30 protein-coding genes and 2 pseudogenes are annotated in these 25,956 nt (G+C 34.2%); 5 read left to right on the forward strand and 27 right to left on the reverse strand.

Annotation, left to right across the window (positions count from 1 at the left end; genetic code table 11):
- Positions 1-122: 122 nt before the first annotated feature.
- From RCG20_RS05850 to RCG20_RS05870, 5 genes are all read right to left on the reverse strand, one after another.
- Positions 123-1,361 carry a S41 family peptidase gene (locus RCG20_RS05850; RefSeq protein ID WP_308183299.1) on the reverse strand — a complete coding sequence of 413 codons (1,239 nt, stop codon included), beginning with the start codon at positions 1,359-1,361 and terminating at the stop codon, positions 123-125.
- A 139-nt stretch (positions 1,362-1,500) separates the two neighbouring features.
- A complete protein-coding gene (locus tag RCG20_RS05855) occupies positions 1,501-1,791 on the reverse strand; it encodes a hypothetical protein (RefSeq protein WP_308183300.1) in 291 nt (96 codons plus the stop codon).
- A gap of 152 nt (positions 1,792-1,943) precedes the next feature.
- On the reverse strand, positions 1,944-2,231 hold the full coding sequence (locus RCG20_RS05860) for a hypothetical protein (RefSeq protein WP_308183301.1): 288 nt from the start codon (positions 2,229-2,231) through the stop codon (positions 1,944-1,946).
- Positions 2,232-2,448: 217 nt separating this feature from the next.
- Entirely contained in the window at positions 2,449-2,778 is a 330-nt protein-coding gene (locus RCG20_RS05865) for a hypothetical protein (RefSeq protein WP_308183302.1), read from the reverse strand.
- Positions 2,779-2,802: 24 nt separating this feature from the next.
- Entirely contained in the window at positions 2,803-2,994 is a 192-nt protein-coding gene (locus tag RCG20_RS05870; protein ID WP_308183303.1) for a helix-turn-helix transcriptional regulator, read from the reverse strand.
- A gap of 575 nt (positions 2,995-3,569) precedes the next feature.
- Between RCG20_RS05870 and RCG20_RS05875 the strand changes: the two are divergent.
- Positions 3,570-4,271 (forward strand): annotated as a pseudogene (locus RCG20_RS05875) (IS1595 family transposase); the annotation flags it as partial.
- 336 nt (positions 4,272-4,607) lie between these two features.
- Here the strand turns inward: RCG20_RS05875 and RCG20_RS05880 are convergent.
- From RCG20_RS05880 to RCG20_RS05915, 8 genes are all read right to left on the reverse strand, one after another.
- On the reverse strand, positions 4,608-4,868 hold the full coding sequence (locus RCG20_RS05880; protein ID WP_308183304.1) for a hypothetical protein: 261 nt from the start codon (positions 4,866-4,868) through the stop codon (positions 4,608-4,610).
- A gap of 247 nt (positions 4,869-5,115) precedes the next feature.
- The gene (locus RCG20_RS05885; RefSeq protein WP_308183305.1) at positions 5,116-5,409 is read right to left on the reverse strand and encodes an RNA polymerase alpha subunit C-terminal domain-containing protein; all 294 of its coding nucleotides are present in this window, start codon (positions 5,407-5,409) and stop codon (positions 5,116-5,118) included.
- Positions 5,410-5,569: 160 nt separating this feature from the next.
- Positions 5,570-6,496: a stage II sporulation protein P gene (gene spoIIP, locus RCG20_RS05890; RefSeq protein ID WP_308183306.1), complete on the reverse strand. Its 927-nt coding sequence runs from the start codon at positions 6,494-6,496 to the stop codon at positions 5,570-5,572.
- The gene (locus tag RCG20_RS05895; protein WP_308183307.1) at positions 6,486-7,025 is read right to left on the reverse strand and encodes an RNA polymerase sigma factor; all 540 of its coding nucleotides are present in this window, start codon (positions 7,023-7,025) and stop codon (positions 6,486-6,488) included. Before RCG20_RS05895 ends, spoIIP begins: the two co-directional genes overlap by 11 nt.
- Positions 7,026-7,302: 277 nt before the next feature.
- Positions 7,303-7,722 carry a hypothetical protein gene (locus RCG20_RS05900; RefSeq protein WP_308183308.1) on the reverse strand — a complete coding sequence of 140 codons (420 nt, stop codon included), beginning with the start codon at positions 7,720-7,722 and terminating at the stop codon, positions 7,303-7,305.
- A gap of 126 nt (positions 7,723-7,848) precedes the next feature.
- Positions 7,849-8,148, reverse strand: coding sequence for a DUF1871 family protein (locus RCG20_RS05905; protein WP_308183309.1), 300 nt, complete (start codon positions 8,146-8,148; stop codon positions 7,849-7,851).
- Positions 8,149-8,307: 159 nt separating this feature from the next.
- Positions 8,308-9,114, reverse strand: coding sequence for a YhfM domain-containing protein (locus tag RCG20_RS05910; protein WP_308183310.1), 807 nt, complete (start codon positions 9,112-9,114; stop codon positions 8,308-8,310).
- 253 nt (positions 9,115-9,367) lie between these two features.
- Entirely contained in the window at positions 9,368-9,835 is a 468-nt protein-coding gene (locus tag RCG20_RS05915) for a GNAT family N-acetyltransferase (protein ID WP_308183311.1), read from the reverse strand.
- A 118-nt stretch (positions 9,836-9,953) separates the two neighbouring features.
- On the opposite strand from RCG20_RS05915, the gene RCG20_RS05920 reads away from it, so the two are divergent.
- Positions 9,954-10,793, forward strand: coding sequence for a tyrosine-type recombinase/integrase (locus RCG20_RS05920; protein ID WP_308183312.1), 840 nt, complete (start codon positions 9,954-9,956; stop codon positions 10,791-10,793).
- Positions 10,794-10,847: 54 nt separating this feature from the next.
- Here the strand turns inward: RCG20_RS05920 and RCG20_RS05925 are convergent, their stop codons facing one another.
- The 11 genes and pseudogenes from RCG20_RS05925 to RCG20_RS21745 all read right to left on the reverse strand — a co-directional run.
- Positions 10,848-11,561 (reverse strand): hypothetical protein, encoded by a 714-nt coding sequence (locus RCG20_RS05925; protein WP_308183313.1) that lies wholly within the window; start codon positions 11,559-11,561, stop codon positions 10,848-10,850.
- 116 nt (positions 11,562-11,677) lie between these two features.
- A complete protein-coding gene (locus tag RCG20_RS05930; RefSeq protein ID WP_308183314.1) occupies positions 11,678-12,175 on the reverse strand; it encodes a GNAT family N-acetyltransferase in 498 nt (165 codons plus the stop codon).
- Positions 12,176-12,405: 230 nt separating this feature from the next.
- Positions 12,406-12,792, reverse strand: coding sequence for a carboxymuconolactone decarboxylase family protein (locus RCG20_RS05935; protein WP_308183315.1), 387 nt, complete (start codon positions 12,790-12,792; stop codon positions 12,406-12,408).
- A 198-nt stretch (positions 12,793-12,990) separates the two neighbouring features.
- Positions 12,991-13,377 (reverse strand): IolE/MocC family protein, encoded by a 387-nt coding sequence (locus tag RCG20_RS05940; RefSeq protein WP_308183316.1) that lies wholly within the window; start codon positions 13,375-13,377, stop codon positions 12,991-12,993.
- A 162-nt stretch (positions 13,378-13,539) separates the two neighbouring features.
- Positions 13,540-13,875, reverse strand: coding sequence for a hypothetical protein (locus RCG20_RS05945; protein WP_308183317.1), 336 nt, complete (start codon positions 13,873-13,875; stop codon positions 13,540-13,542).
- A gap of 525 nt (positions 13,876-14,400) precedes the next feature.
- Complete coding sequence (locus RCG20_RS05950; RefSeq protein WP_308183318.1) at positions 14,401-15,207, reverse strand: aldo/keto reductase; 807 nt, start codon at positions 15,205-15,207, stop codon at positions 14,401-14,403.
- Between the two features lie 149 nt (positions 15,208-15,356).
- Positions 15,357-15,812, reverse strand: coding sequence for a hypothetical protein (locus RCG20_RS05955; RefSeq protein ID WP_308183319.1), 456 nt, complete (start codon positions 15,810-15,812; stop codon positions 15,357-15,359).
- 134 nt (positions 15,813-15,946) lie between these two features.
- Positions 15,947-16,168, reverse strand: coding sequence for a hypothetical protein (locus RCG20_RS05960; protein ID WP_308183320.1), 222 nt, complete (start codon positions 16,166-16,168; stop codon positions 15,947-15,949).
- A gap of 1,062 nt (positions 16,169-17,230) precedes the next feature.
- Positions 17,231-17,515 carry a hypothetical protein gene (locus RCG20_RS05965; protein ID WP_308182457.1) on the reverse strand — a complete coding sequence of 95 codons (285 nt, stop codon included), beginning with the start codon at positions 17,513-17,515 and terminating at the stop codon, positions 17,231-17,233.
- 240 nt (positions 17,516-17,755) lie between these two features.
- Complete coding sequence (locus tag RCG20_RS05970; protein WP_308183321.1) at positions 17,756-17,953, reverse strand: hypothetical protein; 198 nt, start codon at positions 17,951-17,953, stop codon at positions 17,756-17,758.
- A gap of 409 nt (positions 17,954-18,362) precedes the next feature.
- Positions 18,363-18,445, reverse strand: a pseudogene (locus RCG20_RS21745) (SpoVR family protein); the annotation flags it as partial.
- 243 nt (positions 18,446-18,688) lie between these two features.
- Between RCG20_RS21745 and RCG20_RS05975 the strand changes: the two are divergent.
- Together RCG20_RS05975 and RCG20_RS05980 are read left to right on the forward strand one after the other, a co-directional pair.
- A complete protein-coding gene (locus tag RCG20_RS05975) occupies positions 18,689-22,570 on the forward strand; it encodes an AAA domain-containing protein (protein ID WP_308183322.1) in 3,882 nt (1,293 codons plus the stop codon).
- Between the two features lie 368 nt (positions 22,571-22,938).
- Positions 22,939-23,343 (forward strand): GNAT family N-acetyltransferase, encoded by a 405-nt coding sequence (locus tag RCG20_RS05980; protein ID WP_308183323.1) that lies wholly within the window; start codon positions 22,939-22,941, stop codon positions 23,341-23,343.
- A gap of 58 nt (positions 23,344-23,401) precedes the next feature.
- On the opposite strand, the gene RCG20_RS05985 is transcribed toward RCG20_RS05980, so the two are convergent.
- Positions 23,402-23,935, reverse strand: a complete 534-nt coding sequence (locus RCG20_RS05985) for a hypothetical protein (protein ID WP_308183324.1) — start codon at positions 23,933-23,935, stop codon at positions 23,402-23,404.
- Between the two features lie 531 nt (positions 23,936-24,466).
- On the opposite strand from RCG20_RS05985, the gene RCG20_RS05990 reads away from it, so the two are divergent.
- Positions 24,467-24,679: a hypothetical protein gene (locus RCG20_RS05990; RefSeq protein ID WP_308183325.1), complete on the forward strand. Its 213-nt coding sequence runs from the start codon at positions 24,467-24,469 to the stop codon at positions 24,677-24,679.
- A 184-nt stretch (positions 24,680-24,863) separates the two neighbouring features.
- Here RCG20_RS05990 and RCG20_RS05995 read toward each other — a convergent pair whose 3' ends face one another.
- The gene (locus RCG20_RS05995) at positions 24,864-25,166 is read right to left on the reverse strand and encodes a hypothetical protein (protein WP_308183326.1); all 303 of its coding nucleotides are present in this window, start codon (positions 25,164-25,166) and stop codon (positions 24,864-24,866) included.
- A gap of 231 nt (positions 25,167-25,397) precedes the next feature.
- Complete coding sequence (locus tag RCG20_RS06000; protein ID WP_308183327.1) at positions 25,398-25,628, reverse strand: hypothetical protein; 231 nt, start codon at positions 25,626-25,628, stop codon at positions 25,398-25,400.
- Positions 25,629-25,956: the final 328 nt, after the last annotated feature.

Genomic DNA, 25,956 nt, shown 5'->3' on the forward strand with positions numbered 1-25,956 from the left:
GCCAAAATTGGCAGCTGGATCTTCAACTCTTGCACCCGTTAGCTTAAGAACAATTCTTCACAATCTACTTATGCAAACAAAAGTTCAGCCCTCTTTAAAGTAGATATTATTTTCGATCTAAATTATTGCAGTATGTCCAACGCTGTTTGGATTATAGAATCGGTTTTATTATAAACGTCTTCTCTGGTCAAGCACACTTGTATATCAGGCTGTATACCGATTCCCTCAAACTGATCACCATTCGGAAAAAACGTTCGAATCGAACCGATACCCAAACCTTTATCCTCCCCTAAATTGACGTATGCTGGTTGCCCAGTTGAACCATAGGTATCCTCGCCAATTATGATTCCTCGCTTATTGTGTTTAAAAGGCATCGTAAAGTCTTCAGCAGCTGAACCAGTATATTTGTCTATTAATAGGATGATTTGTCCTTTGTAGCTCTCCTTAAGGCTCTTTGGAGTTTGTTCCAATGGACCACATATTGTGTATCTGAAGTTTTCTTGGAAGCTAATAGGCTCGTTCCCATATCGCTTATACATCCATTCAGGATGACTTGACCTGTCCATCCATGAATAATAATGTCTGTCCATAAGTAGATCGAGAAGGTGGTGAGGTGTATTCCCTCCACCGTTACCCCGCAAATCCACGATTAACGACTCTGCTTCCTTAAATTGATGAACCAACCTTATTGCTTCCTCTTCAAAGCGAGGGTGAATAAAACTTGGTATGCTTATATAAGCTACTTTGTTTTCTCTTATCCAGCGTCCTTCTGTGTTGACGGAGGATTTCTTTTTAAGGATCTTTTGATGTTGGTTAGCATCCAACCAGTGAATCTGATTACTTCGAGTTGTACCATTGCTATCCATATATTTAATTTCGGGGTTTTTATCTTTTAAGAAGAAAGATAACATTTGTCCAGCTTTTATTTTTCGAGATATTTCCTTTTTAGCACCAATGTACTTGCCAATCCCCTCATACCAAACATTCAAAGGCTTTCCATCTATGGATATAATTAAGTCACCGTCAGTTAAATTTTCATCATATGAGTTTTTCACCATCCAACTATGTGAATTTGGTTCAGGAATGAAATTGAAGTACCCATTTGGAGGCACTATTGCCAGATCGAAATAAAAGGTATGCCCATTCCGAAACCCACCAATTAGTTCCCACATTAATAAGGTAAAATCATAATAAGATTCCTTTTCTGCAGCCATTTCAAAGAATGATGAGGTAATCGAAGGCAATTCTTCTTGCGTGATAACACTGTCCTCCCAGTGGACAAAGTAACGGTCAATATTTCTTATGGTTTCACTTATAATAAATAATCGTTGTTCCAGTGTAAGAAAACTGTTTCTTTTCATATAATTTCACCTCTTTTGACCAGTCCGTGGATAGTCAGCTATTCTCTCAGCCTCACTTATAATTGACTTTTCATTATAAATATTCTTTAAAAAGAATCCGAATCCTTCTTCAGCTAACCTGACCGTTCGCTTAATATTATTATGACAAAAATGTATTATAAATTAATAAAATTATCGTACCAATCAATAGTAAAATATCACTAAAAACAACTTTATTATTTTTCCTGTTGTAGAGAAAAATCTTTGCTAAAAAGAATAACAGCAAAATCAATAACAATACTTGAATAATTAAAAAGATAACAACCTCTTTGGTAATGAAAGTCTTCAATATGTAGAAAGATAATACAGATAAAACTCCAAGTACAAACTTGGTTCCAGATAACTTATCACGATTAAATAATAATTCCAATACAGCATTTTTTTTCTCCATTTTCTTCCCCCAATTTTTTAAATATAGTTATCATTTAGTGTTAAAGTTTAATTACTTATTATTTTTAATATTACGATTTTTTTGTCTAAAAAGCTCCACTCCTCTTGAAGTAAAGCCCCCGTTCGTTTAAGTACAATCCTTCACATTCTTGTTTAAACTTGTTGTGTCCAAATTTTATATATGTCTTGACCATCTATGATTGTTTTCTCTCTATGGATACTAATCTTTACATTGTTATAAGAAGCCCATTTAGGTAAAAAGTATTCTAAATAATTGATTACCTTTTCATCAGGAGTTGCATATCCAACATTCATCTTTCTGATTAAATACGGACCGAAATCGGGAAGTAACGCATCTGTCCATTCCTCCGCTTGTCTTTTCGAATCAAAAATACGATTATCTTCTTCATAACTACCATTAATCCACACGATGTTCTCCATAGAATCACCCACTTTTTTGGAGTTAAGACAAATAAATGTAACCAAACCATAAATTAGTTTTAAATCAACACAATTTAATACATTATTCTTCAATGAAAAGATACATTTCTTATTGAAGTAACCTGCCATGTTACTTGAAGAAGAAAAGTGCATTACTGGAATAACAGTAATGCATCCATTAGTTGAAGAGTGACACTTTTATTTGTTTCCACTTTACTTAAGTATTTCTGAAGTAACTGTTTAAATAGCCGATAATATACCCAAGAAGTCCAACTAATAAAATATCACCCCCGTTGTTTAAGATATTTATGGATGTATGGTTCGACCTCAAGTTAAGTATGATGTCTAAAACTGAAGGATTTATCAATTGAATTAGTGAATAAAAAATAATTGCTTGCCAACTGGAAGTCGTAGCATCTCTAAATATTTTTTTTTGTCGTTCATCACCCTGTCTTTTCCCTTTGCCATCACCCGAAAAATGCTTTGTAGACCAATTTAAAAATGTAATTACTAAGTACAAAAGTATAATCGCTACAATAAATTTCATTTTTTTCTCCCCTTCACAATTTACTTAGTCATATTTAAACAACTCATCAACGGTTGTATTTAGAACTCTGGCAAGCTTAAAAGCTAATTCTAAACTAGGGTCGTACTTGCTATTTTCAATAGCATTTATGGTTTGACGTGTTACATTACAATATTTTGCAAGCTCTTCTTGTGAAATCCTTTTGCCTTTTCTAAGTTCCCCAATCATATTTTTCATTTCTTTCACCTATCCGTAGCATTAAATGTAAAAAATGTTTTACATTTACATTGTAAAATATTCCAGTTAATATGTAAAACGTTTTTTACATTAACTGGAACATTTTTTGTATTCCTTATTGACTAAACCTCCCGTAATTTAAATTAAGCTTCTACAATAAATTCCACCATATATTTACTTAAAACAACGAAAAAACAGTGCGATTTCAATTGTGAAATACACTGTTTTATAGTTACGTTTTCCCGTACGGGTACTCCAAAAGAGAACGGCTTAACTTAATCCATGAACCTCTTTTTGATTTTAATAAACTGTTCCTTGTTAAACTAAACTGCTTCTATAGTTGAATAAAAAATAGCCGCCAAAATTGGCAGCCGGATCTTCAACTCTTGTACCCCATTAGTAAAAAAGCGACTGCTGTTAATGAGCAATCGCACCCGTTACTTTAAGTGTAATTGTTCACAAATAAAAGATAATGATTTTGAACCTTTTAAAATAAGGCTATGTTAAATGATTATGTTGATATTTGAATAAAACGAACTGTTGTTCTATAATGGTTATATAAAAAATGAAAAAAAATGATTGAAGGATATTCTTTACGCAAGGCATCTGAGCTGATTGAAGTTCACTACGTTACCCTTTTCTATTGGCGGCACAAAATTTTATCCGCTTTGAAACAAACGGATTTTGACCAATTTTCTGGTATTGTTGAAATGGATGAAACCTATTTCCTATACTCTGAAAAAGGCAAACGAAATTTAAAAGGGCGTAAAGCTCGCAAACGTGGCGGTTCTTCTCAATTCCGTGGAATCAGTAGGGAACAAGTCTGTGTGTTGATTGCCAGAGACCGTCAAAAACTGACTTATTCAAAAGTGATAGGACAGGGACGTATTGTAAAATCTCGCTTGGAGAAAGCAGTTGGCTCCAAGTTGTCCAAATCGAATACTCTTTGTACTGATGCGTGGCGGGCTTTTAAAACCTATGCAAAAGACAAGGGATTGGAGCATTATCCATTCAAATCTGATGGGAAGGAACAGGTCAAAGGGCTCTACCATATCCAAAATGTCAATAACTATCATAGCCGCTTGAAAGGCTGGATGGACCGATTTAATGGTGTGGCAACCAAATACCTCGACCATTATTTGAGTTGGTTTCAGTTCCTAGACCTAATCCGATTCCGCAATGATTCTACAACGGTAAGCAAAATGGTCATTGATAGTTGCTTATTAACTACCATTGCAACTTATGAAAGATTAAGATTATCGACATTTACCTTATAGATTTTCTCCTGTGATTTCTAACTGTGAGGTTGAGAAGTATTTGAAATATATAATGTGGTTTCGGAAATAAGAATTGAGGATTAAAGAGAAATTAGTTCCTGACGATTTCCCAAAACATGTAATTCAGTTTGAATTTCAAATGAATATTCCTTGGTTGTTAGATTAATGGGATTTATTTTAATAAGTTTATAAAAGGCATGGCAAGAGTGGGCAACTTTTTTGTTGTTCCAATCAGTTGTCCCCTATTTAAAAATTTCTACAAATAAAAATAAGCTCGATGGCTCAGAATTAGGTTGTGCTTGATATAAGTAATTGAATAATAAAGTAGAATTTTTATTAGGTTGTAAAATAATAAAAAAGAAAAAGAAAAAGAAAATACATTACCCAAAATATCACTATATTAATAGAATATTGTCCTAATTTTCCTGTCAATTTTGAAAGAATGCTTAATAGTCGCTTTGAAAATAAGATGATTAAAAGAAGAAGTAAAACTTTAAAAATAAACAAGATTGGTAATGCAACGACTAGAGTAGCTAAAATAATCACAATCACTAAAAAAAAGAATGAATTTACAGATGTAGTTAACTCATTTTTCATTTCTACAAACCTCCACTTCAATTTTCATTATACCAAATCGTACAGTCCTTTAGGGAAATTTTACAAAATAATGTAAAAATTCAACCAATTAAATTAAATACCACCGTTTCTGTCCTTGATTTAATTTGATTATCAACAATATTATTTAACAGAGCCTAAAATAAAAATACTTCCGTAGTTTAAGGCTTGCACCTTCGTAATTATGTTCAATACCAATTTTTTCGAATTTAACAGAATTTGAAACTCTTTAGTCTCTAAAAGATAATCTTTCTTCTTTCAAAGCAGACCTAAGTTTCGGTAAAGAAGCTGGACCCATACCGTGAAATTTTAAAATCTCTCTTTCAGTATATGTTGATAACTTCTGTAAAGAAACTATTCCATTGTTTTCTAAGGCTCGTCTTGCAGGTGCGGATAGCGATGCAAGAAATCCATTTTCAGGCTTGCATTCTTGCTCACACCTCGGACAGGTTGGACAATCGCTACTTTTATAATATTTATGCCCCTTGTTACAGGTCTTTAAAGTTTTGATGGGAGTTGTCATCTTAAAATGTCTCCTTTCATTATGAAATTTTCATATTAATAATTCGAGAACTCAGATGTGATTACCTTCTTGAACATAAGCCCCCGTTACTTTAAGTGTAATTCTTCACAATTAGTTCGCTTAAAATAAGAAGCTACCGCAGCAGCCTCATATGAAAACACTATTGCTTTTTTTGTTCAGTCCAATCTGAAAGGATTTCTTTAATAATTTCTGAAAGGACATCCACAGTTCTATATTCCTCATCCAAAGTGTTTTCAGTTCCACCAATTTCTAATAAAACAGAGTTACCAAAAAGGTCCTGATTATAGGTATTTTGATTTGGTGGATTGTCTTTAACAATGACTCCTCTTGATAAGTGAGGATATTTTTCTTCAATATATTTATGAAGCAGCTCCGCAAACTTCAAATTTACTCCGTAATTGAAACTGGCTTTGGATACTATAAATGCAATCCTAGGATAATCTTTTCCATCCAAATTAATCGTTGTCTCACTTCTTTTTAGTGTATCTCTGTGTAAATCGAACACCATTTTGATTGACTTATTTTTCTTTACCGCATCTTTAAGTGGCTCTCTAGATACTTTATATGATTCTCTGAGTGGTAATTTTTTTTGTTTTAGAATTTGCATGATATTGGTCTCATCGTGGATGGACTTAATACCACTCTTTTTTAATGATTGGCTTAATCTTTCACCGACTAATGTAATGTTTTTTGTCTCATGAAACGCTTCATTGGAGTCATTCGTTTTAGTTTCTGTGAAAAAAGATTCTAAATTGTGCGTCTGATATAAATATACTAGAGGAACTTGGCTGCTAACAGTTGGTGAGGATGCAGAATTTTTTTCTTGGTAAGTGTTAAGATTATTGAAAATTACTTCTTTACCACCATAAAAGGTAAACCATGACAAGGTAATGGCACTTATTGCAAAAATGGTTGTAGCAACTGAAAATTTTTTTATTCTTCTTTTTATAGTTAATTTCCTAGCAGTTTGTTTTAGCTTATTAGATGTGGATGATACAAATTCCTCTCTAGGATTGAGTGGATATGCTTCTCTAATTAAATCAAATAAGTCTTTTTCAGTTTGCATTTCCAATAACCTCCTCTGCATCCAATTTCAATTTCTTTTTAAGTTCTTTTAAGGCTCTGTGGTAATCAACCTTGACCTTTGACTCGCTACATTGAAGGATTTCGGATGTCTCTTTAATTGAAAATTCGTTAATACCTCTTAATATTACTACCGCCCGATAGTTTGGTTTTAACTTTGAAATCGCTTCGTGAACAAGCCTTTTCATTTCGTTTTGTTCATATACTTCATTTGGTTCCTTTTCAGTTGAAACCATATGTTTAAAAAATCCATCCGTGAAGAGGGAAGAAAATTTTCTTTTCCGATAATAGTCAATTGCAACATGCTTTGCAATTGAAAATATCCAAGTTTTAAAGTTAACAATACTGTTAATGTTAGACAGGTTATTTAGGACTCGAATAAACACTTCTTGGGTTAAATCCTCAGCTTCGTTTTGATTACCAGAAAAACACATAAGGAAGCGATACACTTCTAAATAATAGCGATTATAGATAATATCAATCTGTGCCTCTAAATTTTCGTTATCAAACAAATCCTTCCCCCCTCGTTTTGGTTTACATATATTAATCGTTTGAGCCCCAAAAAAGGTTACAAGTATTTATTCACACCTATATAAATAGACCGTCATTTAAACGGTCTTTGTGTAATATGTAAGTAAAAAGGAGTCATTTTACAAATTCTCTAAAAGAAGGCTTTTTACCTCTATTTTTTTTCCTCTTCTTATTCCACTAACCTGACCGTTACTTGAAGAAGAAAAAAGGCTTTACCTTTATTGAAGTAAAGCACCCCGTTAGCTTAAGTACAATTCTTCACAATGTACCCTTTTGATTTAAATCCTTCCACTCTAAATGAATGATTTCTTCGCAGCTTTTTACACCCGACATCCATTCTATATTTCCAGCAAATGTTTCTGAACATTTAAATTCAATTTGTTTTTTCTGCTTATCTAGGATACATTCAATAAATCCTGAGTAATCCCTTGTTTCATCAGGATTACGGGAAGAGCTATAAAAATTTAAAAGTTTATAGCAGTAGGGTAAACTTGGCATCCATTCAAATACACGAGTTGAAAAGGTACTTTTTAAATTTACATAGGTTAAAGAATCCAATCCCCATCGTATGGTCATTTCACCGTCTGGATATGTGGCTTTAATTTTTGCATATCTTCCAGCATCATCTTTTGAAACCTCGAAGATTTCAAACTGTGGTAGTTCCCGATTACGTGTCATATTCATCCCTCAATACAACAGACTTAGCTTTATAAGCTTGTTATTAAATTTGAAAGTAACCCTTTTAAAAATAAACTGTCCATTAGTTGGTCAACTGAAAAAGGAGCTGCCATCGCAACTCTTTGTTCAATATTTGTCCTCGTTAGCTTCAAGCGTTTTTAAAATCCTCTCAGCAATCTGTAGACAATCGTTTGATTTTTTAAAGTCATCCCCGAAAGTCTTATAGAGGATTTCATTGATTTTTTCTGCCATTTTATCGGCATTATCCTTATTTAGAGTTGCGGATACAATTCGTTGAATCTCAGATTCATACTCATCATCTGGGCAATCAAGGGAAAGTAAATCAAGTGGGTCCCATTCATTAATTATTTCTTGGATTACTTCAAACGCATCATTATATTTACCTTTTAAATGTTTATTTGACAATCGATTACCCCCTTTACTTACTAATACTAATTATATAAGATATGAGGTAATTTTTGTTTTTTCTTATTGAGGTATCCTGACCGTTGAACTCAATAGGTGTATAATCCTTCCTACTCAACGCTCCCGTTAAAATAGTAACTAAATTTACTTCTACTGATACTATTCTATTCCGTATGCAATTTCTTCCTTCTTCTCCGTTATACCGTTCCGAATTACCACATAATATCTGGGGTTTTCTTTTATAGACAAGCCATGAATTACATAGGGATAGGATACCTCCCCATTTTTTACTTTGTGACTCTTTATTTCAATAATCAGGTTTTCACCCTCAAGTCGGGCAGTAGCGTACTGATAATCACCCTGAGATACTTTAGAAAAAATTTGAAACGATTGGCGGTCTCCGTGGGCATGTACCCCAATAATATAAACGCCGTTTTTCACTTCTTCAATCGGGGTTGGATCAAGGGCTCCTATATAAAAACCTACGTTATTTGCATCCATTGGGAAATCAGAATAGGAGGACATATCTAATGTCCCATCTTTCTTTATTGCAGGGAATGTTTCCGCGAATAATTGTTCTATGGCTCTTGTTGATTCGTCGAGCAAGCTATATATAGTATGTGTATCCTTAGTATTCATTACGGTACCGTGCCCATTTATTAACCAAAGGAAATAGAAGTCTCCCCCGAGAGTCACTTTATATATGGGATTAGAAATATTTGCAATTCCAGGTTCTTTCACGGCTGTTTTTACTGCTTCTTTAAGGATTCTTATATCCTTAGAATCTGCAAAAGTAACCGCACTTTCGTTACCCAATTGATTTAAACGTTGAACTTCCACCGTTTCTCCAACTGATTGCGAACCCAATGAAACCTGCTTTGATTTAGTTACACTTTTGTTTGAACAGCCGACTGCCCCAAATAACAGAATAATAAACAGGTAGATGTAGTACCTTTTTCTTTTCATATTTAGACCTCCATCCCATTTTCAGTTAATTATATCCAATTTTTAAAGAATGAGAGATATTTAAATTTGGATAAAGATGGACAATTAAACTAAACTGCCCTTTACTTCAATAAGAAAAGGCGATTCCCTAATTCCACGAACACCCCCGCTCGGTTTTAAGTAGGTTATTACTCAAATTTGTTTATGAAAAAATAATTTAAAATGGAGGAACATATCAAGTTATAGAAGGTACGATTACTAGAGAAAACAATTGTTACTGTAAATATTTAACCATTATCAAACAAGGGTTTTCTTCACCCCAAATTTCTTTGATCTCTTCCAATGGAAAAAAACCAACTTTTGTATAGAATTGTCTTGTATTCTTATAGTTTAAATCGGAATGCGAATCTCCTAAAGTTTTTACCATTAGAAATTTAACTTGATTATTAATCAATGTTTCTTCTGCTTTTAATAACAATTTTTTACCAAAACCTTTTTTATGATATTTCTTTAAAATCCCCATTACATAAATTTCTGAAGTGTACTGATTATTTGATTTGATACTTATAAAACCTATTGGGTTATCCTCAAGAAATAAAGCATAAAAATCCGTACCTTCTACTTCTTTTACATAATTATTAATCGCCTCTTCTATTCCAAACCACTCAGGTATCTTTCTTAATACCAAATTTGTAACTTTTGATTTTTCTCTAATGTCCATTATTTTTTTTATTATATACATCCCTTTAAATCCCCCTTTCTACCCCTTCCACAAATAACCTTACCCGAACACCTTATGTTTCCATTTCTATAATAAAGGCAATAATTCCTCTACTATAATCAAATAGGAGGAATTTATTTTGCTGCTATCAAAAGCCTGGGAACTTTACGAATCTGACAAAAGAATTGAAGGGTTTTCCCCTCAAACATTAAAAGCATATGGTCTCCAATATAAGTTACTCATTCAGTACTTTAACGATGTTGAAATTGAGACAGTGACGACAGAACAGCTGAAAGGATACTTAGCAAAGTCCAGTGAACATCTTAAGCCATCAAGTTTATCTCATCGTATTCGATTTATTAAATCAATATTCCGCTGGTCACACGAAGAAGGACATATCCCCAAGAACCCAGCAGCGAAAATCAAAGAACCGAAACAAGGAAAACGAATCCCAAAATTTTTAACCGAGAGAGAAATTGAACATTTAAGAGAAGCTTGCTTTACTCCAATGGAAAAGGCGTTATTTGAATTTATGTTTTCAACGGGTTGTAGAATAGGGGAAATTGTTACGCTTGAAAAAAATTCGATTAATTGGTCAAATCGCTCAGCAATTGTTATAGGAAAAGGAGATAAAGAAAGGGAAGTATACTTCAATATACGATGTGAAATTTGGCTAAAACGATACCTAGACCTACGTCAGGATAAAGATCCAGCTATTTTTGTCACTGAACGGTATCCGCATAAAATGAGTATTGCCCAAATGAGGTACATCATAAAACGAATATCAAGTCGGGCAGAGATCAACAAAGAAATCCATCCGCACCAACTACGCCACAGCTATGCCACACACCTATTGAACAACGGGGCTCCCATTGATGTTATTCAAAGTTTACTTGGGCACGAAAAAAGTGAGACTACTAGGATTTATGCTCAGTTAAGCGGAAGCATTAGGAGAGAATTTTACAGAAAATATTTTTAGAAATGGATGGCAAAAGGCAACGGATTCTCCGCTGCCTTTTCACTATTGCCCCCGTTAGTTCAATATGGCTGAATGTTTCACTGGACCGTAAAATGGATTTTTACTTATATCTGTTAAAAAATCAATTGTTTTCGCTTGATACATTTTATCTCGGTATTCATAAACAATAATAATATCCCCAATAACCATCGAGGGTGCTATTGTAACGCTGACCCTGACCATAAGATTATTGTTTATGACTTCATAATCAATAATGCTCCCAAAAGCTATATCCTCAAATAAATGTGAAGGCTTTATATTTTTAGTGTCAACAATGGTTATTTTGTCCCCTACGATCATTTCGGCTTTTTCAGTAGTTAGTTTTGTTTTTACGTTTTTATAAATAATTGCTAAAGGATTATCAACAAGGACTTCAACTAATCCGTTTGTATATCTATAGACATAAACTTCTTCATCACGCACTCCTGAACCAGTTCCTGTTGTTAAAACTATGATTAGTTCCTTTTTTCCATCTTGGTTTATGTCTTTGTAAAATAGTTCTGGTGCATAGGTGGGATTTGTATCGTTCATCCAAAAAGGTCTTGAGTAAACCCAGCCCTTTAAATAAATTTTAAAGTCTTTATATAAACCATCCATTTTCTTAGCATACAAAGTTATATTTTCTTTTGGTAACTTCGCAACAACATCATAACCTTCAATTTTTGCCTCCACTTTTTCAGGAATAACAAAAAGAACAAGTGCCAATAGTAAGATAATGTATTTTTTCATAGAGAACACCTCATTTTAGTGTTCCCTACGATGATTTCTTATTCAGCTAAACTGACCGTTACTCGAATAAGAAAAAGCGATCCCTCATTTTTTGAGAATGGCTGAACAAGGTATTCTTATAATAGTTTAGACATATAATATTCATCAACAAATTTGCCATCAATGTAAAGCGAATGTCTTTTGGTTCCTTCAATTTCAAATCCCATTTTTTTATATAACCGTAATCCAGCTTCATTATGAGTTACTACGGTTAATTCTAAACGATGAAAATTGTGATCTGTTGCCCACTTCTCTAATTGCTTAAATAATTTTGTTCCTATTCCAAGCCCTCGATACTGAGCTATGATACCAATAACAAGATATATAGAGTGTTTGTTTCTTTTGGCATAACCGCCCATCGCAATGAGGTATCCAATTAATTGTTTATCTTCTTCTACAACAAAAATGGTTGAATTGTCCGATTTCCTCATTACTTCTATTCTTTTTCCCTGCTCTTCAGGACTAATTTTTCTTTCCCCTGGTTCAAAGAGCATAAATTGGGACTCACTTTCAACCTGCTTAATTAATTTTGTAAAACTTTCATCATCATCTGGTTTTATTTCTCTGATTAACATTGGATTCCCCCTAAGAAATATCTACCCAATATGATTCGTTATTTTGTTTAAATAACCTACTTTGGTTAATCGAACAAGCCAAAAGGCAGTGGTGTTGAACTACTCTGCCCGTTACTTGAAGAAGATAAAAGCGACTGCTCTTATTGAACAATCACCCCCGTTAATTTAAGTACATTAATTCACAATTTCGAATGAACCTACATGTTTTTTAAAAAATATATGATTTAATATCATTGATTTTCGTTAGTTAAATTCATCTCTAGGTTTCTTCTTTCTGCTGCTTTAATTGCTTCAACACCTGTTTTACATAACACATTGATTCCTTTTGCAATAGTTACAATTACAAATGCTTCTACTAATTCTTCCATAGTTAAACCTGCATCTATTGCTGCAACAGCGTGTGCCTTTGCACCGCTTACTTCATCATCTAAACTATCTAGTATGGTAAAAATCAACTCTCTTGTTTTCTTAGGTAAGTGTCCATTTTGTATGGATTCACGCATTATTAAATATCCTTTTAAGCTATCTGGCGAATAGTTAGAGAGTATTTCAGCAAACGGTGGGTTCCATTTTATTTCCTCTTTGTAATAGTTAAGTATCTCTTCAAAATCTTTCATAACTAGATTTAACCTCCATGTCTATTTCTCATTTTTTTCCTTAAATAAAAAAGTTTTCGGTTAACATGCCTTTTAATCTAAAAACTACTGTATTTGGAATAACAACTTTTTTTAAACTATCCTGAACCTTTAATTCAATATGAAAGGGACATTCTACTTCTTGAAGAATAGCCTCTATTAGCTGCAGAAAAATGGAGTCTATTTAGACTTCACTTGCAATTTTTTCCCAGCTGCCTTAATTCCTTCAAAAATAACGGTATCCTTATTTGCCATATCTAATTTGGCGTTGTAATAATCCCAAGTCTTTTCATTGTTTGAATACTTTTCAATAGTTTTTAATACATCGTTAAATAACTTAGTTGCTTCATAAACTGTTGGTTTGTTTTCAAGCAATAGTCTAAATTTTACTGTGTTCCTACCATCAAATGCTGAAACACAATCAATGCTTTTTGACTTTTTAAAATAATCCTCCGTTTTAGTAACAGCTTCTCCAATATCTTTCTCTGGTGGCTTATTACAACCACCTACAATAATTAATGAAATTAAATAAATAACTAAAAAAAATGTGGATTTTCCTTTTATCAAATAAGTTCCTCCTCAATCCCCTATATACAAATTTTACCACAAAATCACTTTTTGAAGTTTTATTCTTATTCAACTATTCTGACCGTTACTTGTATAAGAAAAAGGCTTTACCTCTATTTAAAGTAAAGCCCCCGTTACTTTAATAAAAAATGCTTATAAATTCTATCTTTTTTTGATAAATAAATACCACTTTGGCACAAACGTTCCTATTATTCCTAAAAAAGGAATAAAAAGTTTTGCACCCTCTAAAGGAGAACCGCATAGTAATTTTATTTCTTGCCCATCATTTATATTAATATCGAATGTTTTGCTTTTAACCCAATCTATTGCTATATATAACTCGTGATGTCCCTTCTCAATTGGTATAACTACTTCTTCTCCGTCACCAATGTCATTAACATGGACATTATTAAGAAAGATTTTAAATTTCCTTAAACAATTTGCAAATTGTGATGTTCTCTTCAATCGAATTGTAAATTCATCAGAATTATTTCCCATAATAGCATCTCCCTGCTATTTTTAAATTTTTCTTTTTCTACACTAAACTCACCCGTTACTTGAATAAGAAAATAGCCATCAATATTGGTGACAGGAACCTAAACTCTTGCCCCTGTTACTTTAATAAGAAATATTACAAAGTAGACTGCTGTAGCATAAAAAAAGACGGGTTTACCGTCTTTTAAGGATTAATTGTACTAACGAACGTAAAACAAACAAGCCTAATCCGACAATAATTATAGTTAAAATTAACCCAGGAATACCTATGTTACTAAACATAATAAAAACCACCACCTATCAAAGTTCAATGGTAAAAAGAGGAATGTTTACCTTATATTAGATTAATAACGAAAAAATAGTCAAGAAAATTCTGTCAAAACAATAGACATTTTATAGAATATGGTTCTTCTTTAAGTAACCTGCCCTTTAGTTCAATAAAAAACGGGACTATTCCAATCTCATTGTTTTGAAAAAATCAAAATCCTAGCGATATTATTCATATCACTAGGATGAAGGACTAACTAATTATAAGTTTTCAATTTTTTCTATATCTTCTACAGATAATTCGAAATCGAAAAGATCTAAATTAGATGCTTGATTTTCACGGTTGTGAGATTTAGGAATAACGATCACACCGCGTTGGATTTGGTATTTTAATAAGACTTGTGCACCAGATTTTTCATAGGCTTTACCGATTTCATCCAAAACTTCTTTTTGATGGGCTTCAGCTTTCATAGGTCCCCACGCAACAGGTGTAATACCCTCGTCTTTTAATACGGCAAGGAGATCTTTATTAGGTTCTTTTAAGTTAACTTGTATTTGGTTAACAGCTGGCTTCACTTTAGCAAATTCTTTCAATTCATCTAGATGATTTTTTCCAAAGTTTGAAACGCCGATTGCTTTTAGTTTGCCCGCTTCGTAATATTCTTCAAAGACTTCCCAAGTGTTTTTAAGTTGTACTTTGTCTTCGATAGGGAAGTGAATAAGAAGCAGGTCGAGATAGTCTGTTTGGAAGTTTTTTAGACTGTTATCGATAGCTGCTCGAGTAGCTTCCTTTGAAGAAGTATATTCTTCGCTGCCTGGTACTTTTGTCGTAATGAATAACTCTTCTCGAGGCACTGTGCTTTCTGCTAAAACTCTTCCGACAAGTTCTTCGTTTCGATAAATGATGGCAGCGTCTATTGAACGGTAACCCAACTCAAGTGCTGATACGAGTTCAGGAATTTCATTTGTTAACGCCCCATTATACTCGTTATTTTCTTTTCCATAAGTATTTGTACCTGTCCCTACAATTGGCATTTTTAACCCATTATTAAGTGTTATGTATTCCATATTTTTAAGCACTCCCTCTGTATACTCTAATTCCTTTACTTACGAAGTACATCATAACAAATTAAAGAACTCTCAAAATGCAATATGAAGGAAGGCATTAACCCTATTTAGATCAACGCCCCTGATAGTTTAATAAGAACTGAAATTCCTCAATCTAAATAAGGTGAATTGTAAGTCTCTACAAACAGGCCACTTTTTTCGACTTTCATTCTGGCTTTAGGGCAATCCTTATATGCTCCAATATACATATAATAATCGTAACCGAAATGAACGAATAATTTACTATGGAAAGTCAATTTACACCAGATAACTTCTCGCAAGGTTAGCGTTGCTACTTTTTTTATTTCTTCAAGGTTTAGTTCTTGTTTAATATTTTTTAGAACATCCCTTTTACCCTCAAAATCACTAATATACGCCTTTTTTAATCCCAATTCCTCCATAAAAGAAATAATCGCATCTATATATTTTTGTTCAGTTTCTAGGTATTCATATTTATCAACCTTCGAACCTATCTCTGAAAATGAAGTCCATTCCTTATCGTCTATATAGCTGCCATCTTCATTTCTGTGTAACGGATTATATTTTGTAATCCTCCAAGAGTACATAAATTGAGCCCCCAATATAAAAATTCCTTCTTTCACTATCCTGAATCTATAGTTGAATAAAAATAGCCGCCAAAACTGGCAGCCGGAACTTCAACTCTTGCCCCCGTTACTGCAAAAAGAGTTTGTCACTTCACTTATTTTATTTTTCTTTTTGACCAAATATTATAAATCACTCCAGCTATTCCTGGAAGTATTATGATTAGATATTTTTTATCTTGAGGTAGAATATAAAAAAGAATAATTGAAATAAAGACTGTTGGGATATATACTACTAAATATTTTTTATTCAGAGGAAAACACCACCAATTATTATCAATAAATTTTTCAATCACATATTTTTCAATCCAATTATACAATCTTGGTAGTTCCCCACCCAGCAATTCTTTTAATTATTATACCATTCATTTCCATTATTAGGGTTTGGAATTTAAAAGTCTTATTAAACCGACCTTTACTTGCATAAAAAAAGACTTCACTCCTTATTGATACAGATAGGTAAGGGTTTGAAGTTATCGCTCCCTTTTCCCCCCGTCCACACCGTAAGTGCGACTTTCACCGCATACGGCGTTCTAACTAATCCAATTCGATTTGACCATTAACACTTTTGAGCATTGCTATGCTCACTGTGTCTCATTTCTTCCGTTTCAATAAGTCGGTGACTCCCTTGGGAGTTGAACCTCTTTTAGTCTTACGAGAACCTTATTAACCGATAAAGAATTGCCTTGCATGATTAAATGAATCTTCATTAGTCTAGTGGCTATCCCTCCATGTTGATTAGACACTTCAACGGTACTGTGCCACCACTTTCACTGATACGAAGATAAGTTATACAGTAGTTATTTTCGCTAGTGTTTTCCTTATCAACGCTTCTTTGGAAATAAGCCCTCCACGTTATCAGCTTACAATGTTGAATTATATCTATTATAGAAAGAACTTAGGTGCTTCCTCTAAGCCTGTTAGCTGTTCATATGCCTATAACATATCATGGATTTTCATATTACTTATTCTTACTCATCCACTGCTAACCTCACATTTGGTGATATACACATTTCTATGTATCGTGCGTGTAGACCTGTACATTCGGAAGTTCGTCGGCAACCCCTTTTTTTGTAGGGCTTAATGCATTCTCACCATATTCATTCAACTCAAGCATCATGATTTACACCACCCCCGCGGGTAGGCTTTCGTCAGCCGAACTGGTACGGTAAATTCTCACGCCTTTTCGCCGAGCTTATAACATTATCATTCTTACTAAATCTAATGCTATTCGACTAAGAGAGAGCCCTTCAAGACGTTACTCTATCATTTGACTCTTCGATATAACCCTTCAATCCCAATGGAACTGTCTAGCCTTTACCTGAGAGATGTGGACATCCTCAATTTAAACTAGAAACATTTCGTACAAGTAAAGCACCCCGTTAGCTCAATAAACCTCCCAAAAATATAACGATGGTCAGAAACGTTGATAATCCCAAAGTAATAATTACCGTAGCTATGCTCCTTGCCATCCCTTTCCAATCTTGAATACCTGAAAAACCTAATACTCCTAAAACTAAAGTTATCAATGTAATATATAAGACCAGATTTAAAGGGTGAGTACCCATAATAGAATAATCAATTGGACCTGAAAAAGTAACTATAACAAATAATAAAATACAAATTAGTGAAGAGATAAATGACCAAATGTTTATCTTTTTCTTCATTTGAGAACTCCTTTTTTCTTTCATTTTAAAATGTAATTTAATTCCATCATCCTGAGACTTTAGTTTAAGAAGGGAAATGGAATGGATGGTAAAGTAATTAGTTGACCATTTTTATTACAAATTCAAACACCGTTTGTACTAAACTGAGACGTTACTTGAATAAGAAAAAAGGCTTTACCTTTATTGATGTAAAGCTATCCGTTAATTGAATAAGAAAATGAAATTCATTCATTGCTTTGGCTACTTTACCTTTTTTAAAATAAAAAGCTCTCTTATAAATGTACCTACACCTGTTGAACAGCCTATAACTACAAGTAACGATACACCTCTAACAAATATGAATGGAGAAAAAACAACTTGTAAACTTCCTAATATAACTAAAATTCCAAACAAAACACACCCCATTATTAACTGCTGTTTAATCTTTTTTTCTTTCATCTTTTCTCCTTCCCCCTTATCAGACAATCCTGTACCGTTAGTACAATAAATTCAATAAAAAAGACGTTAATCCTTCTTGTATTAACGCCCCCAGCCATACATGAATCAGAGCTTCACCACAGAAAATGTAAGAAATATTACGTTCTTACATGGTAGTTGAAGTAATACAATGCTCTTAAATAGCTAATTTCTACACTACTTATTATTATTTAAGGCTTTCTTTTTGCCTTTTTGCTATTTCACTTGGTGTCATATTTAAAAAAGCTTAAAAATTATTAATATCTTTATTTTCTTCAATTTTATATCCATTTTCATTATTAGGTTACACAAATGATACCCATCCAGAGTGAGTAGTGCCAGGACCAGGATTGATCCCTGTACGCGAAGGCTGTACAACGCCGGCATTTTATTTGGCGAATTCAATTGCTTCCCCAGGATTAAGTCTAATTCGTGTAGAATTTTGGCGTGCCAATAAGATGCCCAGCCTTCGTTCTGCTAATGATTTTCCTAATATGTGTTTCAGCCAATGTTCAAAGTACCCAAGAACCAGCGAGTTAATCTCTTATAATTTTACATTTTTCTACAAAGGAACTCGTTTCCTAATTTTGTATGTGCTAAAATTATTTGATAGAACTTGTTCAACAAATATACACTTTGATATTTTTTGTAAATTTCTCCAATAAAAATGATTTAGTTAACTTTTTTTTAATGTGTTATTAACCAGGAGGAAATAAAATGGAACAACACCTGTCGAAATCTTTTCTAAAAGAGCTTTGTTCCTATTATATGGAGTTTTTAGAGAGCGATTTTAAAGCATCGAGGATTCCATCAAGAAGGATAAAATCAGAAGATCAAAATATCCCGCTTTGGCATTATTCAGATTATCCCTTAGTCATTTCCACCCTACAAAATGGTGACTTGCCAGACATTCCCTATGATCGGTACGCAACCTTTCTAACAGAAAGAGAAATCCGTGCAATCCAAAAAAGCTCCGATAATACAAGGGAGATTCTTTCCTCCTATGGGATTGAAGAAGAAAAAATCCAAAAAGTCGAGAGAAAAAGGGAAGAAGAGGATTTTAAGGATTGGCTCGGCTCCTATCCAATTCGGAACTTTTACAGCGAATTTCTATCCCTAGTCCGGGACAAAGAACTGGAAGATGGCTTAGAAATCTACCTGTATATCGGAAGGATTTCATACAAGGATCAATCGTTCCCTCTTTTTTATGGAAAAGTCGAAGTGAAGCAGGAAGATCGTGCCTTTCATCTCTCGCTTGTTGGCGATGAACTGTTTTTCAACAAAAAAGCAGTAGCATACGTTATCGACCGGTACCGAAAGGAAACAGGAACAGGTGTCATGCCTCTACCGAACCGACATCTTGTCCTCGATCAAGGAATCGAGGGGACTATCCAAAAGATTGTTCATGACATAAGTGATTACTTTGATTTGAACACGATCGATTTCTTCTCGAGGGAAAAAAGTATACCGAAAAAAGGAGATCGTCTTATTCACCTTTCCAATGACTGGATGTTCACTCTTTTTGACAAGTCTGATGAGAGTATTGTCAATGATTATGAGGAACTCCTTCTAATGTTAGATCAAGCTGAGTCTGAAGAAGAAATTCAGGAATTTTCGAAGCTCCTGACCTCTTTTTTATTTGAGAATCCCACCCCAATCGACAGCACTATATCGGAATCATATGAGGAGCTTCCCTTGTCGGCCAAGTTTTCCTATCAGCAACCAATCCCATTGAACGCGGAACAGCAGCAGCTCCTTTCTGCCCTTTCCCACCCAGAAGGTAAATATCTGGTCGTCGAGGGGCCGCCTGGAACTGGAAAAAGCCATACGATTACAGCGATCATTTTCGACTCTCTTTTAAAGGGAAAATCGGTCCTCATGGTAAGTGACAAGCAAGAAGCGTTGGATGTCGTTGAAAGCAAGATAAACGAGACTCTCGACAGCATGAAGCTTGATGATTTCGTCCAGAACCCAGTTCTTAGGCTCGGAAAACAAAACAACAATTTCCAGAAAATATTTAACCAGATGAACGTGAGTAAAATAAAGACGAGGCAACAGACGTTTAGGAAGAAAAAGACTGAAATGAACGAAAAATTGGTTTCTTTAAAGGAAAGAATAGAAACCAATATCGAAGAGGAAAGAAAACACGGGAAGGCATTGGATGGGGAATTGCTCGCAGTATATCTTGGGTATGAGGCAGTATATGAAGATCAGTGGAAGAATTGGATGTACCTTGGTAGTCCGGAAGCTGTGTACAATGATGCTTGTATTTTAAAATCTCAAAAAAGGATCTTAGAAGAACGCCTTGGACTTTCTCTCCCACGTGCATTAATTGAGTGGAAGAAGATATTTGGTGACACCCTTTCTTCGTTCAGGAGGCTTTCCTGCTACGCAGAAGAACAAAAAGTTTCCTTCCTTTTTGCAAATGACATCACGAAAGACAAGACAAAAGTAATTTTGGAAACCATTCGCTCATACGAAATACTCAAAAGACCGGTTATTGGCCATCTTTTTCAGGGGAAAAAGGTGAGGGATTTGGAAGAGAGCCTAGCTGCTCATTTTTACACTCATTCTCTCGATTTAAAAAAACAAGGAAATGATATTCGGAAGGAAGCTTTGTTTTACGATCTGTGTGAAAAGCTCGGAAATGAAACCGGTATCGATTTTTTCGAAGTGATCCGAAAAGGAGATTTGGATTCCATTCTGCAGGAACTAACATCATCCTCGATTGAATTCAAAGTCATAAACGACCTTTCGATACTCGAAAGCCCTTATATGAAAGCCGAAAATATAGAAATCATGCAACTAGAACAGTATCTCTCTTATCAATTACTTATGACCGAGACTGGAAAAACGCTTCTTGACCATGATTTCATGGGGAACAGAAAAGAAATGGAGAATCTTCTTGTCTGTCAAATGACGAATATCCTTGATGAACGAATGATTGGGTTTTTGGACCATCACCGAAAGGACGCTACACTCATCCGAACCCATATAAAAAAGAAAAAGCCGATACCAGAAGAACTCCTTCGTCCCTTGATAGAAGCCTTTCCTTGTTTGATTCTCGGAATCCGTGAAATAGGGGATTATCTTCCGTTCGCCCTCGGACTTTTTGACATCGTCATTATCGATGAAGCGAGCCAGGTCTCGATCGCACAGGCCTTCCCAGCCATTCTCCGTGCGAAGCAAGTCGTCGTGCTCGGGGATCCAAAACAGTTCGGGAACGTAAAAAGTAGCCAGGCGGCAGGTGACGTCAACTCGGCATTGTTCAAACGGGTGAAAGACGTATTCTCACAATCGCAGGAAGGGGTACTCATCGAGGCGGTAGAACATTTCAACATCAAGAATTCGATTCTAGAGTTCATCAAATCGATGGCGAACTACCATACCATATTAAAAAAGCATTTCAGAGGTTATTCCGAACTCATCGGGTACTCGAACGGTGCCTTTTATGATGGATCGTTGCAGGTGATGAAGATCAGAGCAAAACCGGTAAGTGACGTCATTCAATTTCACATCCTCGATAGTGAGAAACGAGATATCAGAAAGAACACGAACAGCGACGAGGTAACGTTCATCCTGAATGCGTTAAAAAGATTGAAGGATGAAGGATTTGAAGGAACCGTCGGCATCATAACGCCATTCCGGGAACAGCAAAAGTATCTGTCGGACCGTATTTCTGAAACCACAGATTCTTTTTACTACAAGCTGAATTTTCGCCTAAAAGTGATGACGTTCGACTCTTGCCAGGGGGAAGAACGGGACATTGTCTTTTATTCAATGGTCGAGCGGCGTGGGGAAGACAGCCTGAAATACATTTTCCCGTTAAGCTTTACTGACAACGAAGACAACCTGAAGGCCCAAAGATTAAATGTAGGCTTCAGCCGGGTGAAAGAAAGAGCTGTATTTGTTCTTTCGAAGCCCGCTGGCGAAATTCGTGGGGAAGCCGGAAACGCCCTTAGGAAGTTCTCCACTTATATTGAAGGGAAGGATCACGAACAGTTGAGAAAGGAACTTGACACGAAATCTCCCATGGAAGAGCATGTGCTCCACTGGATTACGGAGACACCGTTTTATCAAGAAAACCCCGAAGCCGTGGAGATTGTTCCACAGTTTGAGATTGGTGCCTATGTGAGACAGTTGGACCCATCTGTCGTCATCCCGTCCTACCGAGTCGACTTTCTCGTCCTGTGTGGAAGCAAGTGTGCCATCATCGAATACGACGGCTATGAGTTCCATTTTAAAAATGGTGCGACAAAGGACAATTATGATAGCTTTTATACGGATAGTGACATCGAACGTCAAAGAACGATTGAAAGCTATGGTTACCGGTTCATTAGGCTCAACAAGTTCATCGCAAGAGAAAACCCGGTGGACCATTTGGATCGGGAGTTTAGGAGGCACTTCACATCCCTTCATAAGGATAATATCTTTTTAACAGATGCCAGTAAGGTGTACCAAAAAATCGAAAAGAAAGAAATGAAAATGTGCGACAAATGTGGGGAAGTAAAAGAGCTTAGTTTCTTTTTCGATCAAAAACTAAAGACCAAGTACGGCAGGGTTTGCACTTCTTGCAAAAAAGCTAGAATTTCTGTTTAACAATAAAGTGGTTAAGCAAATGCTTGACCACTTTACTAATTTATTTATCATCCTACAACTATCTTTTCAAATTAATAAATAATACGTAGGACAGATATTATGATTTTTATACATAAAAAAAAGAACCCCTACTGAGATCCTTCCTTTTGTTGGTTTCTTCTTAATCTAAAGCCCCCGTTACTTTAAGAACATTTTTCCCCCAAGTTTTATCTTCAATATAAATTATTCCAAACAGAAGGGATTTTAGATTTTACTATTGAATAACATATATTATTATCAAAATGTTTGGAGGTTGCTGTTTTGTTACTTTACTTTTGATATATCATCAACCTATCAATGTTATTAAAACTAATTAGGAGATGATATTAATGATCTATAAAAGTTGTATTGATGGCATCACTTCTGATATGTTAAACGGTTTTTTCGTTGGTTGGCTTAATCCTCCAAATCAACAAACTCATTTAAATCTTTTAAAGAATAGCAGTAAAGTAGTCTTTGCATTAGAGGAAAAGACTAACCAAGTGGTTGGATTTATTACTGCTGTTAGCGATGGTGTTCTATCTGCCTACATTCCTTTCCTTGAGGTTTTACCTCAGTATCAAAATAAAGGCATTGGCAAGGAATTAGTAAATCGGATGTTAAAACAACTTAAAGGGATTTATATGATTGATTTATGCTGTGATGATGATTTAGTCCCTTTCTATGAAAAATATGGAATGCTGAAATCAAATGGAATGCTGAAAAGAAATTATAAGAAGCAAACAGGAATTTAAATCCAATATAGGTAGAAACGCTTGGTCAAGATCAGTTTCAAGCGTTTTTACTTTTAATTTACTTTTGATTGTCAATAGTTTCAACATTCGTAAAAATTCTAGAGAAAACATCCTTGATGTTTGCATGATTGACTGTATTATTATATAATCCGTATCCCCAATATTGACCTTTCTCACCAGATTGGTAATATTCCCAAGCGTATTCTTTTCCTGGTGAGTCAATTGACTGCTCATAATCAAACTTTTCATCAGTGAAAACCCCATAAGGTTTTTTTGAGTCGATAAAGAAAAACGGAATACCAGAAGTTTTGTAAATTTTAGTGTAAGGAGCTTTAGCCGCTTCAGATAAATGTTTCTTCATAATAAAAACCGCATTATATTGGGAAGATAAATTTTCCTGACCTAAATCTTTTAAATCAAGATTTTTAAAAGTAATGTTTTTTTCACGAATTTTCGGTGTTTTACCAACAATACCAATTGTCAAATTCTTTCCTTCGTATAAAGGGCTATCCTTTACTTCATTTTTGTCATTACTACACGCCGACAAAATAGATAAAACAAGCAATAAGAGCATTATGATTTTTTTCTTCATTGGAGCCTCCCTGGTCTTAAAAAATTTATCTTTATATATTTATTCTAACATATATTTCCAATATCAAGATATAAAATCCTCCCTTAAATAACCGAAAATTACAGCAATTAATTGACAACTTTAGTTCGGAATATTAATCAATAATCATTCACCAAAAACGCAACTGAAACTAATGCTAAAAGCGTTGCTAATAATAACCACGCTTTAAGTGTTTTGTTAACTAATATTAGTGTTATTTTAATTATTTTTTCTTGTGCGAATTTCTATTTTGCACCTCAAAACGGAACGGCTTAACATTTTAGTGCTCTTTTTTTATGTATTTACAAACGAGTCTATATTCCGTTTAGAAACTCCTTCTTGCACTAACCTGCACTATAGTTGAATAAAAAATAGCCGCCAAAATTGGCAGCCGGATCTTCAACTCTTGTCCCCGTTAGCTTAATAAGACCCATCGTTAATAATCTAAGATTTATCGGATTGCATTCATCATTCTATACCTTTTGGTTACCATAAATGTGAGGTGATTATCAAATGGAAAGAATATTGTTTTTCTTTCTAGTCATTTCCCTTTCATTTACAATGGGACTAAAAAAAGATGAAGAGCCGACTTGCAGAAAGTGGTGCCAACCGTTCTTAGAAAATACATACAAGAAGGCACTATATAAAGGAACCATACAGGAACGTTATCGAATAATTCGTCATATGAAGAATGTTAAGAAAAGAAGTGATGAGAATAGTGGATAAAAGAACTGGTAAATTTCCTTGGGAGTTACAAGGACAACAATAAAAGTATGGATTTAACTTAATAAAGAACTACTAATTTTCAAATAAGTATAGAAAATATTGTACTATCTTTCCTCGTTACTACAACAAAAAAAGCATTACCGTTTTTCTGGTAATGGACCCCGTTTGTTGAAGAAGAAATCAATCATTGAGGTTTAACTTTTCTACTTTTAAATTTATTTACGATGAACCCCATTATCAAGTAAATTATAATTAAATTCAAAATAAAAGTAAGAGGATTGATTAATAACCCAGCATTTCCAGTGAAAAAGTTATTGCCGAACCATATACTGTTTGGTTTATTTTGATAAATAGTTATATATGGGAAGGGAAAGCCATATTTGTACCTACTCATACCTTCAATAAAATATTTACTTGGTATAACAAATGGTATTAAAATACAGATTAGCAAACTCAAAGCCGTATAGTTCTTATCTAATTTTTTCATAATATCCCTCCTTTATTTGGCTTTAACATTCTCATTACCTTACTATAAAATTTTACCAAAAAGACCAATCACCTTGTTAAAGTATTCTGCCCGTTAACAAAATAAAGGCTGCCTTTTTGTAGAAGCAGATTTTTATAAGACCATCTGTTAATTGAAAAAGAGAAAGCATTTACGATGTATTTTCGATTGCAAAATTTGGTACCTTTATTTTTTCTCCATAGACATAAACGATTACTGTTTGCTTGACTTATTTTTAAAAAGAAACGCTAAGGCAAATGTAACAATGGCTGGGGCACCGAATATGACTCCATTAATTAGGTAGGCAACAGAAAAAGGTGCTGAATTTTCTAAAGGATGTTGATAGTAGTTATGATACTCCATCACAATATTCACTGCCATAATAACTAGTAATATTAAAGAAAAGCTAAAAAGTAATATAGACACCATTTTATATTTATTCAAACCCCCCCTCCCCCTTCATTAATTAGTCGAATTATCAATTTTCTATTTAATTATATCATTTATATTTTGTGAAAAAGTTAAAGTTCTTCCAAAATTACCTTTATTTTACTATCGTGCCCGTTACTTGAAGAAGAAAAGTGCATTACTGGAATAACAGTAATGCCCACGATAGTTCAATAAGAAAAAGACCACCGAAATGACTTAATGATTGTCAACTATTACAATCATTAACTTAACTAATTATTTAAAAATAACGCTGTGTTAGTATTAATTGTTGATATTTGCAATTACCCGAACCTTCGTTCTATAATGTTGGTAAAAGACGGTG

This window comes from Neobacillus sp. PS3-40 (assembly GCF_030915485.1).
GTDB lineage: Bacteria > Bacillota > Bacilli > Bacillales > Cytobacillaceae > JAUZPL01.

Bases quoted from the DNA above. Each gene is read 5' to 3' on its own strand.
- RCG20_RS05850 (WP_308183299.1), bottom strand. From the start codon at position 1,361: ATGAAAAGAAACAGTTTTCTTACACTGGAACAACGATTATTTATTATA.
- RCG20_RS05855 (WP_308183300.1), bottom strand. From the start codon at position 1,791: ATGGAGAAAAAAAATGCTGTATTGGAATTATTATTTAATCGTGATAAG.
- RCG20_RS05860 (WP_308183301.1), bottom strand. From the start codon at position 2,231: ATGGAGAACATCGTGTGGATTAATGGTAGTTATGAAGAAGATAATCGT.
- RCG20_RS05865 (WP_308183302.1), bottom strand. From the start codon at position 2,778: ATGAAATTTATTGTAGCGATTATACTTTTGTACTTAGTAATTACATTT.
- RCG20_RS05870 (WP_308183303.1), bottom strand. From the start codon at position 2,994: ATGAAAAATATGATTGGGGAACTTAGAAAAGGCAAAAGGATTTCACAA.
- RCG20_RS05880 (WP_308183304.1), bottom strand. From the start codon at position 4,868: ATGAAAAATGAGTTAACTACATCTGTAAATTCATTCTTTTTTTTAGTG.
- RCG20_RS05885 (WP_308183305.1), bottom strand. From the start codon at position 5,409: ATGACAACTCCCATCAAAACTTTAAAGACCTGTAACAAGGGGCATAAA.
- spoIIP (WP_308183306.1), bottom strand. From the start codon at position 6,496: ATGCAAACTGAAAAAGACTTATTTGATTTAATTAGAGAAGCATATCCA.
- RCG20_RS05900 (WP_308183308.1), bottom strand. From the start codon at position 7,722: ATGACACGTAATCGGGAACTACCACAGTTTGAAATCTTCGAGGTTTCA.
- RCG20_RS05910 (WP_308183310.1), bottom strand. From the start codon at position 9,114: ATGAAAAGAAAAAGGTACTACATCTACCTGTTTATTATTCTGTTATTT.
- RCG20_RS05915 (WP_308183311.1), bottom strand. From the start codon at position 9,835: ATGTATATAATAAAAAAAATAATGGACATTAGAGAAAAATCAAAAGTT.
- RCG20_RS05925 (WP_308183313.1), bottom strand. From the start codon at position 11,561: ATGAAAAAATACATTATCTTACTATTGGCACTTGTTCTTTTTGTTATT.
- RCG20_RS05930 (WP_308183314.1), bottom strand. From the start codon at position 12,175: ATGTTAATCAGAGAAATAAAACCAGATGATGATGAAAGTTTTACAAAA.
- RCG20_RS05935 (WP_308183315.1), bottom strand. From the start codon at position 12,792: ATGAAAGATTTTGAAGAGATACTTAACTATTACAAAGAGGAAATAAAA.
- RCG20_RS05945 (WP_308183317.1), bottom strand. From the start codon at position 13,875: ATGGGAAATAATTCTGATGAATTTACAATTCGATTGAAGAGAACATCA.
- RCG20_RS05950 (WP_308183318.1), bottom strand. From the start codon at position 15,207: ATGGAATACATAACACTTAATAATGGGTTAAAAATGCCAATTGTAGGG.
- RCG20_RS05955 (WP_308183319.1), bottom strand. From the start codon at position 15,812: ATGTACTCTTGGAGGATTACAAAATATAATCCGTTACACAGAAATGAA.
- RCG20_RS05965 (WP_308182457.1), bottom strand. From the start codon at position 17,515: ATGAAGAAAAAGATAAACATTTGGTCATTTATCTCTTCACTAATTTGT.
- RCG20_RS05970 (WP_308183321.1), bottom strand. From the start codon at position 17,953: ATGAAAGAAAAAAAGATTAAACAGCAGTTAATAATGGGGTGTGTTTTG.
- RCG20_RS05975 (WP_308183322.1), top strand. From the start codon at position 18,689: ATGGAACAACACCTGTCGAAATCTTTTCTAAAAGAGCTTTGTTCCTAT.
- RCG20_RS05980 (WP_308183323.1), top strand. From the start codon at position 22,939: ATGATCTATAAAAGTTGTATTGATGGCATCACTTCTGATATGTTAAAC.
- RCG20_RS05985 (WP_308183324.1), bottom strand. From the start codon at position 23,935: ATGAAGAAAAAAATCATAATGCTCTTATTGCTTGTTTTATCTATTTTG.
- RCG20_RS05990 (WP_308183325.1), top strand. From the start codon at position 24,467: ATGGAAAGAATATTGTTTTTCTTTCTAGTCATTTCCCTTTCATTTACA.
- RCG20_RS05995 (WP_308183326.1), bottom strand. From the start codon at position 25,166: ATGAAAAAATTAGATAAGAACTATACGGCTTTGAGTTTGCTAATCTGT.